At 62.7% G+C, this 12,381-nt stretch carries 13 protein-coding genes; 7 read left to right on the top strand and 6 right to left on the bottom strand.

The window, feature by feature from the left end; genetic code table 11:
• The first annotated feature begins 85 nt into the window (after positions 1-85).
• The 7 genes from BMI85_RS18835 (at position 86) to BMI85_RS18805 (ending at position 4,886) form a co-directional block, all read left to right on the top strand.
• The gene (locus BMI85_RS18835; protein ID WP_078602370.1) at positions 86-700 is read left to right on the top strand and encodes a ribonuclease D; all 615 of its coding nucleotides are present in this window, start codon (positions 86-88) and stop codon (positions 698-700) included.
• A complete protein-coding gene (locus tag BMI85_RS18830; protein ID WP_078602369.1) occupies positions 681-1,637 on the top strand; it encodes a KpsF/GutQ family sugar-phosphate isomerase in 957 nt (318 codons plus the stop codon). The genes BMI85_RS18835 and BMI85_RS18830 overlap by 20 nt, the downstream gene beginning before the upstream one ends.
• Positions 1,637-2,239, top strand: coding sequence for an LPS export ABC transporter periplasmic protein LptC (gene lptC, locus BMI85_RS18825; protein WP_143595178.1), 603 nt, complete (start codon positions 1,637-1,639; stop codon positions 2,237-2,239). Before BMI85_RS18830 ends, lptC begins: the two co-directional genes overlap by 1 nt.
• An 8-nt stretch (positions 2,240-2,247) precedes the next feature.
• Positions 2,248-2,739, top strand: a complete 492-nt coding sequence (lptA, locus tag BMI85_RS18820; protein WP_078541559.1) for a lipopolysaccharide transport periplasmic protein LptA — start codon at positions 2,248-2,250, stop codon at positions 2,737-2,739.
• The gene (lptB, locus tag BMI85_RS18815; RefSeq protein WP_078550967.1) at positions 2,739-3,515 is read left to right on the top strand and encodes an LPS export ABC transporter ATP-binding protein; all 777 of its coding nucleotides are present in this window, start codon (positions 2,739-2,741) and stop codon (positions 3,513-3,515) included. The genes lptA and lptB overlap by 1 nt, the downstream gene beginning before the upstream one ends.
• A gap of 297 nt (positions 3,516-3,812) precedes the next feature.
• Positions 3,813-4,388, top strand: a complete 576-nt coding sequence (gene raiA, locus BMI85_RS18810; protein ID WP_078522191.1) for a ribosome-associated translation inhibitor RaiA — start codon at positions 3,813-3,815, stop codon at positions 4,386-4,388.
• Positions 4,389-4,421: 33 nt separating this feature from the next.
• The gene (locus BMI85_RS18805) at positions 4,422-4,886 is read left to right on the top strand and encodes a PTS sugar transporter subunit IIA (protein ID WP_078522192.1); all 465 of its coding nucleotides are present in this window, start codon (positions 4,422-4,424) and stop codon (positions 4,884-4,886) included.
• Between the two features lie 67 nt (positions 4,887-4,953).
• Here the strand turns inward: BMI85_RS18805 and BMI85_RS18800 are convergent, their stop codons facing one another.
• From BMI85_RS18800 to galU, 6 genes are all read right to left on the bottom strand, one after another.
• Positions 4,954-6,345, bottom strand: a complete 1,392-nt coding sequence (locus BMI85_RS18800) for a nodulation protein NodH (RefSeq protein ID WP_078602367.1) — start codon at positions 6,343-6,345, stop codon at positions 4,954-4,956.
• Positions 6,346-6,348: 3 nt separating this feature from the next.
• Complete coding sequence (locus BMI85_RS18795; RefSeq protein ID WP_078602366.1) at positions 6,349-8,049, bottom strand: beta-1,6-N-acetylglucosaminyltransferase; 1,701 nt, start codon at positions 8,047-8,049, stop codon at positions 6,349-6,351.
• Between the two features lie 13 nt (positions 8,050-8,062).
• Complete coding sequence (locus tag BMI85_RS18790) at positions 8,063-9,073, bottom strand: glycosyltransferase family 2 protein (protein ID WP_078602365.1); 1,011 nt, start codon at positions 9,071-9,073, stop codon at positions 8,063-8,065.
• A 212-nt stretch (positions 9,074-9,285) separates the two neighbouring features.
• A complete protein-coding gene (locus BMI85_RS18785; protein ID WP_078602364.1) occupies positions 9,286-10,308 on the bottom strand; it encodes a glycosyltransferase family 2 protein in 1,023 nt (340 codons plus the stop codon).
• 25 nt (positions 10,309-10,333) lie between these two features.
• Complete coding sequence (galE, locus tag BMI85_RS18780; RefSeq protein WP_078541566.1) at positions 10,334-11,320, bottom strand: UDP-glucose 4-epimerase GalE; 987 nt, start codon at positions 11,318-11,320, stop codon at positions 10,334-10,336.
• Positions 11,321-11,323: 3 nt separating this feature from the next.
• Positions 11,324-12,217, bottom strand: coding sequence for a UTP--glucose-1-phosphate uridylyltransferase GalU (gene galU / locus BMI85_RS18775; protein WP_078522198.1), 894 nt, complete (start codon positions 12,215-12,217; stop codon positions 11,324-11,326).
• Between the last annotated feature and the right edge of the window lie 164 nt (positions 12,218-12,381).

Below are 12,381 nucleotides of genomic sequence, written 5' to 3'. Positions count from 1 at the left end.
CCTAAGCCGGGTTTTGCCATCTCGCGTTGGCAAGAACGCGGCAAAAGGCTTATATGCCCGGCAAGACGTTAAAGAAGGACACGCCGTGGCAATCCACCTGCATCAAAACGACCTTCCCGACGGGCTCGATCTCGGTCCCGTTGTGGCCATCGACTCCGAGACGATGGGCCTCGACCCGCGCCGCGACCGGCTCTGCCTCGTGCAGCTTTCGGCGGGCGACGGCGACGCGCATCTGGTGAAGATCGCCCAAGGTCAGACCGAAGCGCCGAACCTGTGCCGCATGCTGGCCGACCCGTCGGTGGAGAAGCTGTTCCACTTCGCGCGTTTCGACGTGGCCGCGCTCTACAATGCGTTCGGGGTGGAGACGAAGCCGGTCTTCTGCACCAAGATCGCCTCGAAGATGGTGCGCACGTTCACCGATCGCCACGGGCTGAAAGTTCTGGTGCAGGAGCTTGTCGGCGTCGACATTTCCAAGCAGCAGCAAAGCTCGGACTGGGGAGCGGCGGAGCTGACCGACGCGCAGAAGGAATATGCGGCCTCGGACGTGCTCTACCTGCACCAGATCAAGGCCGAACTCGTGGCACGGCTGGAGCGCGAGAACCGGCTCGGGCTGGCGCAGGCCTGTTTCGACTTCCTGCCGACGCGTGCGAAGCTCGATCTGCTGGGCTGGGATGAACCCAATGACATCTTCCACCACTGATTATTCCGACGTCGCCCGCCGCGTGATCGGCATCGAGGTTGCCGGGCTGGAAGCCTTGGCGGCGAGCCTCGATGGCGAGTTTTCGCGCGCAGTGGCGATGATCCTCAAGACCGAGGGGCGCGTGATCGTCTCCGGCATGGGGAAATCGGGCCATATCGGGCGCAAGATCGCGGCGACGCTGGCCTCGACCGGGACGCCTGCGCATTTCGTGCATCCGGCGGAGGCGAGCCACGGTGATCTGGGCATGGTCACCCGGCACGATCTGGCGATGGTTCTGTCGAATTCCGGGGAGACGCCGGAGCTGGCCGATCTGATCGCCCATACGCGGCGCTTTCAGATCCCGCTGATCGGTGTCGCGAGCCGCCCGGACTCGACCCTGCTTCGGCAGGCCGATCTGGCGCTGGTGCTGCCCAAGGCGGAGGAAGCCTGCGGCACGGGCGTGGTACCCACCACCTCGACGACGATGACGCTCGCGCTGGGCGATGCGTTGGCCGTCGCGCTGATGGAGCATCGCGAATTCACCGCCGAGCATTTCCGCACCTTCCATCCGGGCGGAAAGCTGGGCGCGCGTCTGTCGAAAGTCTCCGACCTGATGCATCGCGATATGCCGCTGGTGGCGGAAGACACGCCGATGCCCGATGCGCTCTTGATGATGAGCCAGAAGGGTTTCGGCGTGGTCGGCGTCACCGATGAGGCGGGCCGTCTGACCGGGATCGTCACCGACGGCGATTTGCGGCGTCATATGCAGGGTCTTCTGGAGCACAAGGTCTCCGAGGTGATGACCGCCAATCCGCGCACCATCGCGCCCGGACAATTGGCCGAGGCCGCCGTGGCGCAGATGAACGAGCGCAAGATCACCGCGCTCTTCGTGGTCGAAGATGAGAAACCCGTGGGCTTCCTGCAGATCCACGACTGCCTGAGGGCCGGGATCGTCTGATGATGTACGACAACAGCCATACGCGACTGGTGAACTGGGCGAAGATCGTCCTGCCGCTGCTCGCGCTGGCGCTGTTGTCGACGATCTTTCTCGTCTCGCGCCGGATCGATCCGAGCGCCGCGATTCCCTATGCCAAGGTCGATGTCGAAAAACTCGCGCGCGAAAATGCGGTCACCCGGCCCGAATATTCCGGGGTGACCGATACCGGCGCGACGCTCTCGGTGACCGCAGCAATGGCCCGCACCCAGCCCTCGCAGGATCAGGGCGCGAGTGCCGATCAGGTCGCGGCAAAGCTGACCGCGCCCGATGGCCATGTGACCGATCTGAGCGCGAATGAGGGTCTATTCCAGCCCAATTCGAACCGGATTGACCTGACCGGCAAAGTCGCGATGCAGACCTCCGATGGCTACCGGGTGAACTCCGACAAGGTCGAGTTGCAGACCGATAGCAGTATCCTGACCTCGCCCGGCCCGATCCATGGAACGTCCCCTTTCGGAACGCTCGATGCGGGCTATATGCAGATGGTCCCGACGGCGGATGGCAGCAGTCACGATCTTGTTTTCAAACAGGGTGTGAAGCTGGTATATCAGCCGCAACAATGAGGGTGTGGATGTTTCGAGCGCGTTTTTTCACCGCCTGTGCGATGGCGGTTTCGTTCCCGGTTCTCGTGATGGCGCAAAGCGTCGATTTCGGCGGGCTGCGCGCCGACAAGACGGCCCCGGTCGAAGTCACGGCCGACTCGCTCAACGTCAATCAGGAAAGCGGGCAGGCGGTGTTCTCCGGCAATGTGGAGGTCACGCAGGGCGACATGCACATGAAAGCCGCCGAGCTTGAGGTGTTCTACGCCAGCGACAAGCGCTCCGAGATCACGAAGCTGCACGCGACGGGCGGCGTCACGCTGGTTTCGCCCACTGAGGCGGCGGAGGCCGAGGAAGCCGTCTATGACGTGAAAGCGGGCACCGTCGTGATGACCGGCAATGTGCTGCTGACCCAAGGCGACAATGTGATGTCGGGCAACAAGCTCAACGTCGATCTGAGCACCGGCGCCGGCACGATGGACGGGCGTGTGCGCACGCTTCTGAAGCCCGCCGGGAGCAAGTGATGACCGAGGATGCCGTCAAAAGCGACGCCGGGCTCGCCCCGGTCGCGGGCCAGGGCGGTTTGCAGGTCCGGGGTCTGCGCAAGAGCTACAAGCGCCGCCCCGTGATTCGCGACGTCTCGCTCGACCTGTCGCGCGGCGAGGTCGTGGCGCTTCTCGGGCCGAACGGGTCGGGCAAAACTACCTGTTTTTACAATATCGCCGGTCTGATCCGACCCGATGCGGGCGAGGTTCTGATCGACGGGCGCGATGTGACGGGCCTGCCGATGTATCGCCGCGCGCGGCTCGGGATCGGCTATCTGCCGCAGGAAGCCTCGATTTTCCGGGGTCTCTCGGTCGAAGAGAACATCATGGCGGTGCTGGAAGTGGCGGAGTCCGATCCGCACACCCGTCGCGAACGGCTGGAAGAACTTCTGGGCGATTTCTCGATCGGCCACCTGCGTCATGCGCCCGCTTTGGCGCTGTCGGGGGGCGAACGCCGGCGCTGCGAAATCGCACGCTGTCTGGCCGCCGATCCGAAATATCTGTTGCTGGACGAACCCTTCGCGGGCGTCGATCCGATCGCCGTGTCGGAGATTCGCGCGCTCGTCGCACAGCTGAAAGATCGGGGTATCGGGGTTTTGATCACCGATCACAATGTGCGCGAAACGCTCGAGATCGTGGATCGTGCCTACATTCTGCACGACGGGACGGTGCTGATGTCGGGCACGGCGGAAGAGGTTGTGCAGGACGAAAACGTCCGCCGCGTCTATCTCGGCCAGCACTTCCGCATCCTCTGATCGTGATCCGCGGATCCCTGCCGGGCGCCTCCGCCTACCGGCAGTTTTGCACTGCAGCGAGGGAGACCCGTTGACACCCCCCACGATCCATCCCCAAATACATAAGAGATGCGTAATGTTCGCCCCCACTCCCCGGGCGCGCTTGCTGCCCCCGAGAGGGGCCCGGCGCGCGGAAGGTCCCCGAAAGAGGGCCCGGGCGAATTCAGACTCAACGCGACTTTTCAAGAGATTAACCGGCCCGAAACACCTCAGCCCAAAGGCTGGGGTCACTGGCCCAATGCGTGAAGGAGGAAATCCATGCGTTACCAAATCACCGGCAAACAAATCGATGTCGGAGAGGCCCTGCAATCTCACGTCAAGTCGGAGTTGGGCGAGGTCGCCGAGAAATACATGCAGCGTCCCACCGATGCGCAGATCACCTTCTCGCGCGATGCGCATGAGTTTATTTGCGAGGCGACGGTGCACCTGTCGACCGGGCTCACCGCTTCGGCCAAGGGTCATGCCACGGAAATCTATGCGGCCTTCGATGCGGCGCGCGAAAAGATGGACAAGCAACTGCGGCGTCACAAGCGCAGATTGAAAGATCATCACCGCGACCGTGCTGAACCAGTTGAATTCGAAGCTGCAGGTCTATATGTGCTCGCCTCGGAAGAGGATGACGATACCGGCGAGACGCACGAAGGTGCTCCGATGATCGTAGCCGAGATGGAAACCAAGGTTCCCACTCTCTCGGTCGGTGAAGCGGTCATGCAGATGGAGCTGTCTGATGCGTCGCTACTCGTCTTCCGCAACGAGAAACATGGCGGGGTCAACGTCGTTCATCGGCGTGAAGACGGCAATGTCGGCTGGATCGACCCGCGCAACAGCAAATGAGCGGCCCGGAACGGGCGCGGAGTAGACGAGTTCATGGACCTATCTAAACTTCTCGTGCCTGGCGCGGTCAAAGTGCTGTCGAATGTCACGAGCAAGAAACGCCTGTTTCAGGATCTCGGTGACATCGCGGCGGCGTGCTACAAGATCGACGCCGCAGAGACTGTCGATGCGCTGCAGGAGCGTGAAAGCCTCGGGCCGACCGGTGTCGGCCACGGCGTTGCGCTTCCGCATGCGCGGCTCGACGGGCTGAGCGAAGTCGTGGGTGTCTTCCTGCGTCTGGAAAAGCCGCTCGATTTCGACGCGGTGGACCGGCTGCCGGTCGATCTGGTCTTCGCGCTCTTCGCGCCGAAGGATTCCGGGGTCGAGCATCTCAAGGCGCTGGCCCTCGTGTCGCGCACGATGCGCGATCCGGAAACCTGCGAGAAGCTGCGGGCGAACACCGACCCGTCGACGCTGCACGCAGTTCTGACGGAGGCGCAGAGCCGTCAGGCGGCCTGAACCGGTCTCGAATGAAAATCGAAAAAGCGCGTCGGTTCGTCCGGCGCGCTTTTTTCGTGGCGCAGGCTCAGTCGCGCCAGTTGCCGAAGCCGAACTGCATCATGTCGCGCGTATAGGTCTCGCGTGCGGCGGCTTCGAGGTCGGGCGTCCAGATATCGGCGAGCTTGATCGGCGCGGTGTCGGTCTCGCCGGGCACGAAGGCAGGGGCCTCCACCCCGGCCATGTTGGCGAGATAGGCGAAATCCTCCGCCATCCGCTCTTCGCGCACCAGAAGGTCGGGCAGGGCGAACTGGCCGATCCCCTGCAGCGCCGCGGATTGCGTCGCCCAGAGCGTATTCACCGGCAGGCTCGTCTGGTTCGCGAGATTGGATTTGAGCCAGCCCAAAAACGCGATCAGCGCCTCGGCATAGTCGCCATGCGCGATGCTTTCGCCTTCCTTCGGGATCGGCAGCTTGTAGCTTTGACGAAGGACGGCGCGGGTCTCGTCCATGTTGTCCCAGTTGAGCACCGCGTTGAACGCGAGATGCGCGCGCATCAGCGGGTGGCGCAGCACGGTGAAGCTGCGATGGCCGGAGTGCCGGCGCTTCCACTGACGCAGGGTCTTCTGGCTGAACCCTTCGACCAGTTCGCCGGTCGCCGCCAGCCAGTCGCGGATCGGCGCATCCATCGCGGGCCGAAGCGGTATATAAAGCAGCCCCGCCTCGCTCGCGATGAAACCGGGGACGCCGGGGCCGCGCCGGGGCTCGAAATTCGGGGTCTTCGAAAGGTTGAACCGATCGAGCCGCGCCAGCGACGCCTCCATCCCCGGGAAATTCGCAACCTTCGTCTCCAGCGGCTCGGGGTTCTGCACCTTCAGGCTCTCGGGCAACTGTTTCAGCCGCCCCGCGACGCCCAACCAATTCGCGAGACCGTTGAGCACCTCGACCGACTGCGCATCCTCGTAATCGATATAGAAGGCCGTCTGCCCCGAGCGCTGCAGCGCGTTTTGCAGCGTTACCTGAAAATCCTGCAGCCCTTCCAGATGGGCCTCGAACTCCTCGGCGTCGAAGCGCGCTTTCGTGGCCTTGCGGTGCTTCGCATCGCCCAGCTTCCACTGGCCGGTGGCGCGCGCGATCATCAGGCTGACATAGCTCTCGATCGGATTGCGGGTCAGCACGATCTTCGCGCATTTCGGATCGTTCACGAACACGGCGAGCATCCGCGGGTCGTGATCGTGGAAATAGCGGCAGCCGTTCAGCCCGTCCTGCGCTTTGATCGCGCCCCATAGCGCCAGCGGATCGTCATCGCGCTGCGCCTTGGTGACGCCAACCAGCTCCTTGCGGTTCGGATAGCCGATCAGCGCCGGATTGAACGCCTCGCCATGGCAGGTCACGCCGTCGAGATCGTTCAGCGCAGCTTCCAGCAGATTGGAGCCGGTGCGCATCTCGGCGAAGACGACGAAACTGTCAAACTTGGGCATAGGTTATTTCACCAGATAGGGGCGACCGCGGCGGGTGGCGGCGTCGCGCTGCCCGCTTTGCTCGAGCGGGAAATCCCCCATCACGAGTGGCTGCATCCCCTGGTTCTTGAGATTTTGCAGGAATTGGTTGAACCCCGACAAATCGACCATCTGCGGCGCTTCGGTCAGGCGACGGGTCGCGCGGGGGCTGATCTCGTCGATGATGGTCTGCAGGGGCTCCATCGGGTTCTCGATGAAATCCGCGACGGTCCAGATTCGCACGCGCGCCTTCACATACATCGAGCGCAGAATCTCCAGATGCTCCAGCTCGCGCTTTTGCAGCATCGCGGCCTCGCGCCGGATCGTCGCGAAATTCTCGTTCTTGCGCGACAGCGGCAGCGCCCAAGCGCCGGTGATGACCGAGATTTGCGCATTCGGGTCGGTCGCGGTGAACCAGTTATTCGCCTGATTGTCGCGCGGCGAGAACATGTAGCACTGACGTTCGCCGCGCGAGTTCCAGATCAGGTTCGTCAGGAAGGCACGCGGGTTGTAGTCGCGCAGCGCTGCGTCGTCGGTCAGGCAGCCGTTGAACATCCGCTCGTTGCCCGCGAACTCGGCGCGCTCGGGGGCGTAGAGATGCCCATGCACCCGCGCGCCCACGTATTTCGCGAGCCAGCCGTCGAAATTCTCGAAGAGATCCGAGAAGCCGTGGAAGATCGAATAGGGCGCCGAGGTCTTGCCGTTCTCGTGGTCTTTCCTGGGAAAACGGCTTTGCATGTAGAGGCCGGGCCGCCCGCGCGTGCGCCGCTCGATCGACTTGGAAAACAGCCGGTCGATCTTGGCGGGGTTCGGTTCCGCCATGACGGACCGCCCGGGGCTTTTGTCGAGGAAGGTCCGATAGAGCTTGTCCGCCTTGGGCCAGATTTTCCGCGCCACGAAACAGTCCGACCGCCGCAGAAGCTGCAGGTGATCGTCGTAGAAGATATGCGGCTTGCCCTGAAAATCGAACTTGGTCAGCGTCAGCGACCGGCTCTCGATCGAGGTGGAATAGAGCCTTGCGAGGGTCTGGAAATAGCTCTCATCCGGGATCCAGACGCGCTTGAAATAGCGGTCATAGAGCGCGCGATCGGGGTCTTCCAGAATGGCTGACAGGGTCTGGCGCGTCAGGCACCACCATTGGCTGCCCAGATGCGGCACCAGCCCGTCGGGGATGCGCCGCTTGAAGCCCACGCGGCGCTGAAATTCGACATAGCGGTCGAACATGCGCCGCTGCTTCTTCCACGAGAAGGGGAAGCGCAGCGTGAAGCGTTCGATGTCGATCCCGCCGACGGTCCAGCCGACTTCCGTGGTGGTCACGCTTTCGATGAAATCGGTATAGGGCCGCGCGTCGAGATAGTCGGTTAGCTCGTGCAGCGGGCGCAGCGGCAGGCAGGAGCCCGACGCCAGATAGACGTGGCGCACGTCGTCATGCAGCGCCAGCATCTGCTCGGCCGCGGCTTGGCTGGCGGCAACCAGCGACCACGTGCCCCAGTCGCATTTGTAGCGCCGCGAGAAGGAGACATTCTCCAGATCGGAGAGCATCTTCTTGAAGCCGTTATAGTCATGCGCGGTCACGCGGGCATCGACATGGATCACCACGGGCGATCCGCCCTCCGACCAGAACCGCGCGACCTGCGCGGCCCGGTCGAGCGCGGTGTGGCACATCATGATGAATCCGACTGTCACGCGCCTTGTTTCCTCACGCCCAATTGCCCTTCGACATCAGCCCGAGGATCTCGAGCTGGCGCCAGTTGATATATTTCTCAGACCATTTGCACCACAAATCGGGCTCTTTTGAGATCGTGCGGGCATAGGCGTGATATTCGCGCGATTCCGCGTAATGCTGTTTGCGCTGCAATTCCTCTTCGACCTTGTCGGTCAGCGGCGAGAGGAACTTCGCATGCAGCAGGCAGCCCGAGACCATCTCGCCGCCGATCGTGTCGTATACCTGGTTCAGACCACGCGGCAGCAGCGCATGGGTCGAGGAGATATAGACGTTCCCGCGCTCCCATCTGACCAGCGGAATCTTGTTGAGCGAGGGGGCTTTCTTGGGCGCGTCGGGAAAGAAGATGCGCGCCCGGGGCCCGCCTTGAATCCACAGATTGCTGGTCTCGGGATTGGGCGAGATCATGTAGTTGCCCGCGTCGAACCAGCAAGCCAGATCGAACGGGTTCTGCCCCTCGCGATAGGGCTGCGCGTCGATCGGGCCTTTCGGATACATATCCAGCAGCATCGCCGGGAAGGACCGGATGCCATAAGTGTCGAGCCAGTCGGTCAGCGCCTGAATGGGCCGGGTATCGCAGAACGGGTAGACGAAGAACTCGTCCGGATCGAGCGTCAGCGTCCAATGCCCGGTGCCGTATTTGCGCAGCAGCCAGTTCATCCAGTCGATGCCGAAATTCGAGGCCTTGTAAGAGGCGTCCGTGTGCCAGACCGAGCAATCCTCCTGCTGGGCGAGATACTCGGCGCTGCCATCGTCGCTGCCATTGTCGACAAACAGGAAGTGCCCGACGCCCATCTCGCGGTAGTAGCGCAGGAAATAGGGCAGGCGGATGCGTTCGTTGCGGGCGGTGACGAAGACGAGGATATCCTCGGGGCGGATGTCGCCGGTGCGGTCGGAATAGAGAGAGAGTTCGCGGCTTTTGCGGAAAGCCCGAATCTGCCGAATTCTGCGTTTACGGCGCAGCCTGGCGATCTCTCTCAGTCCCAATATCCGTCCCTCTCCGACGTCGCGGTCATTTCGTGCCGCACTGGTCCTTTGCTACTCGCAGCGTAGTTCTCAAATCGTTAAAGGTCGCCCTGTTCAAATCGGCAAGTTTTCAACGGCTTATCAATGTCTTCCGATACTTACCCGGTTTGCGCGCAGCTGAGAAGGCCACGCCTAACGCTTGCGTCAGCAATGTTGCCGCCAAGTCAACAACTTCACATCCAGCCGCCGCGCGACATCAGCCCCTGCGCCTCCAATTGCCGCCAGTCGCCGAGCCGCGTCGAGTGCGGCGTCCAGAGCTCCGGATCGGCGGCCAGCGCGTCGTAATACTGGTCGAATTCCGCGGGCTGGCCGAAATGCTCGCCACGCGATTTCTCCTCTTTCGACTTGTCCACGATCTCGTCGAGAAACTTGGTGTGCAGCAGCAGCCCCGAAATCGCCTCGCCGCCCTGTGTGTCGTAGGTCTGGTTCAGGTGGCGCGGCAGCAGCGCATGGGTCGAGTTCAGATAGGCCCATCGCCGGTGCCAGCGCACCAGCGGGATCTTCGACAGGGTCGGCGATTGGCGCGGGCTGTCGGGGAAAAAAGCCCGCGCCCGTGGTCCGCCTTGGATCCACAGCGCGTCGGTCTGCGCCTGCTGGGTGATCATGTAATTTCCGGCGTCGAACCAGCTCAGGATCTTGCACGGGTCCTGCCCCGCCTCGTAGCGCTGCGCGCCCAGCGGCCCTTTCGGGTAGAGGTCGAGCATCATCGCCGGGAAGCTGCATTGTTCCGACCGGTCGAGCCAGTCGGTCAGCGCAGGCAGGGGGCGGCTGTCGTGATAGGGATAGATCAGCAGTTCATCCGCATCGACAGTGAGGCACCAGTGATCGTGCCCGTAGCGCAGCATCAGCCACGTCACCCAATCGAGCCCGAAGCGCGATGCCCGGTAGCTGCCCGACGTCTGCCAGAGCGAGACATCGCGCGCCTCCGCCAGCAGCGCGGCGGTTTCGTCCGTGCTGCCATTGTCGACGATCAGGAAGTGATCCACGCCGAGCTTGCGGTAATGCTTGAGGAAAAACGGCAGCCGCCGCGCCTCGTTGCGCATCACCGCGAAGGCGAGGATCGCGCTGGGCTTTATCTTGCCCGTGCGGTTGGTGACGGGGTCGAGCTGGTGCCGTTTGCGCAGGGCGCGCCACAGGAAATGCTTGCGCTTGAGGCGCAGCCTGTAGCCCTCCCAAAGCTCACGGCGCGATGGCATTCATTCTCCTGACCCTACCTCGGGGTCAGTATTCATACTCTTTCGCCTGATGCCAACGCCATGCATCGGAAATCATGGTGGAAAGGTCCGACCGTTTCGGCTGCCAGCCAAGCTCCTCGGTCGCCCGTTTCGAGCCCGACACCAGCGCGGCGGCATCACCGGGACGACGGTCGCCTTCGACAATCGGGACGTCTTGATTGGTCACCGCGCGCGAGGCGTCGATCACTTCGCGCACCGAGAACCCGTTGCCCGAGCCGAGGCAGAAGACCCGCGAGGGTTTACCGTCCTCGAGCCATTTCAGACCCAGAACATGGGCATCGACCAGATCGGAGACGTGGACGTAATCGCGGATGCAAGTGCCGTCGCGCGTCGCGTAATCCGAACCGAACACGGTGAGCGCCGGGCGTTTGCCCGCGATGGCATCCAGCATCAGCGGAATGAGGTGCGTCTCGGGGATGTGCTGCTCGCCGACCTCAGCATCGGGATCGGCGCCCGCCACGTTGAAATAGCGGAAGATCACCGAGTTCAGCCCGTGGCTCGCGCCGAAATCGCGCAGCATGTCTTCGATGGCCCGCTTCGAGCCGCCATAGGCATTGATCGGGCGCTGCTCGGTGTCCTCGTTGAGAACGACCCCGTCCTGATCGCCATAGGTCGCGCAGGTCGAGGAGAAGACGAAGTTGCGGCAGCCCGCATCGACGGCCGCTTCAATCAAATTCAGCGCGCAATTCACGTTGGTGCGCCAGTATTTCGACGGGTTCTGCATCGACTCGCCGACAAGGCTCAGCGCCGCGAAATGCATCACCGCGATCGGCTGATATTTCGCGAAGACCTCGTCGAGGCGGGAACGATCGGCAAGATCGCCCTCCTCGGCGGGGCCGAACTTCACCGCCTCTTTCCAGCCGGTGGAGAAATTGTCGAAGCAGACCGGGACATAGCCCGCCGCGGCCAGCGCTTTGCAGGCGTGCGAGCCGATATAGCCCGCACCACCCGTTACCAACACATGTTGCTGCATCGCTTACTCAGCCGCCTGCCGCATCGCGGAAAGATCGGAGAGATATTCGCCGAACTCATCCTTCAGATCCGGGCGCTGGAGGCCGAAAGCCACCGTCGCCTGCAGGAAGCCCGCCTTCGAGCCGCAATCGTAGCGCTGCCCGTCGAAGCGATAGCCATAGACCGAGTTGCCGCCATGGATTTCCTGCGCGATCGCGTCGGTCAGCTGGATTTCACCGCCAGCACCCGCCTTGCGCGCATCGAGGTTCCACATGATGCGCGGGGTGAGGATGTAGCGACCGATCACCGCGAGGTTCGAGGGGGCATCCTCGGGCTTGGGCTTTTCGACCATGCCGTTGACCTGCAGGCGCGGGCCGTCGCCCGGGGCGACATCCAGAACCCCGTAGGACGCGGTCTTGTCGGCGGGGACTTCCATCGCCGCGACATAGTTCCCGCCGGTCTCGTTATAGGCTTCCATCATCTGCTGCAGACAGGGCTTGTCGGCGGCGATGACGTCATCGGTCAGGATCACGGCGAAGGCCTCGTCATGCACGAGACGACGCGCACACCAGACTGCGTGGCCCAGACCCAGCGGCTGGTTCTGACGGACATAGGCGATCGCGCCGCTGTCCATATTGGTCTGCTGCAGCTCGTCGAGGATTTCGGTCTTGCCCTTTTGCGCCAATGCGCTTTCCAGTTCGGGGGCGTTGTCGAAATAATCCTCAAGTGCCGATTTGCCGCGCGAGGTGACGAAGATGAATTCCTCGATACCGGCCGCACGCGCCTCGTCGATGGCGTATTGGATAAGCGGGCGGTCCACCAACGTGAGGATCTCTTTCGGGATCGACTTCGTCGCGGGGAGGAAGCGGGTTCCGAGGCCGGCCACCGGGAAGATCGCCTTCGTCACCTTGCTTTTCATTCGTCACCTATAGGGTTGCTACGATTAAATCGTCAGAAGTTGGTTTATTGTGTCCCCAAAGCCGTGATCCAACAAGGGACCGGTTCTGGCGTTGAGCACTCCCGAAGGAAGAAATGCTGCAAATGCGAAAATTGTTTCCTGCAATGCCGTGAAAAACCGCATTT

The organism is Thioclava sp. DLFJ4-1 (genome assembly GCF_002020145.1).
In the GTDB taxonomy this organism is placed as follows: Bacteria; Pseudomonadota; Alphaproteobacteria; order Rhodobacterales; family Rhodobacteraceae; genus Thioclava; species Thioclava sediminum.
Note: the sequence above shows the minus strand (reverse complement) of the source record. Positions and strands in the feature narration are given on the sequence as shown.

Bases quoted from the DNA above. Each gene is read 5' to 3' on its own strand.
- BMI85_RS18830 (WP_078602369.1), top strand. From the start codon at position 681: ATGACATCTTCCACCACTGATTATTCCGACGTCGCCCGCCGCGTGATC.
- lptC (WP_143595178.1), top strand. From the start codon at position 1,637: ATGATGTACGACAACAGCCATACGCGACTGGTGAACTGGGCGAAGATC.
- lptA (WP_078541559.1), top strand. From the start codon at position 2,248: ATGTTTCGAGCGCGTTTTTTCACCGCCTGTGCGATGGCGGTTTCGTTC.
- lptB (WP_078550967.1), top strand. From the start codon at position 2,739: ATGACCGAGGATGCCGTCAAAAGCGACGCCGGGCTCGCCCCGGTCGCG.
- raiA (WP_078522191.1), top strand. From the start codon at position 3,813: ATGCGTTACCAAATCACCGGCAAACAAATCGATGTCGGAGAGGCCCTG.
- BMI85_RS18805 (WP_078522192.1), top strand. From the start codon at position 4,422: ATGGACCTATCTAAACTTCTCGTGCCTGGCGCGGTCAAAGTGCTGTCG.
- BMI85_RS18800 (WP_078602367.1), bottom strand. From the start codon at position 6,345: ATGCCCAAGTTTGACAGTTTCGTCGTCTTCGCCGAGATGCGCACCGGC.
- BMI85_RS18785 (WP_078602364.1), bottom strand. From the start codon at position 10,308: ATGCCATCGCGCCGTGAGCTTTGGGAGGGCTACAGGCTGCGCCTCAAG.
- galE (WP_078541566.1), bottom strand. From the start codon at position 11,320: ATGCAGCAACATGTGTTGGTAACGGGTGGTGCGGGCTATATCGGCTCG.
- galU (WP_078522198.1), bottom strand. From the start codon at position 12,217: ATGAAAAGCAAGGTGACGAAGGCGATCTTCCCGGTGGCCGGCCTCGGA.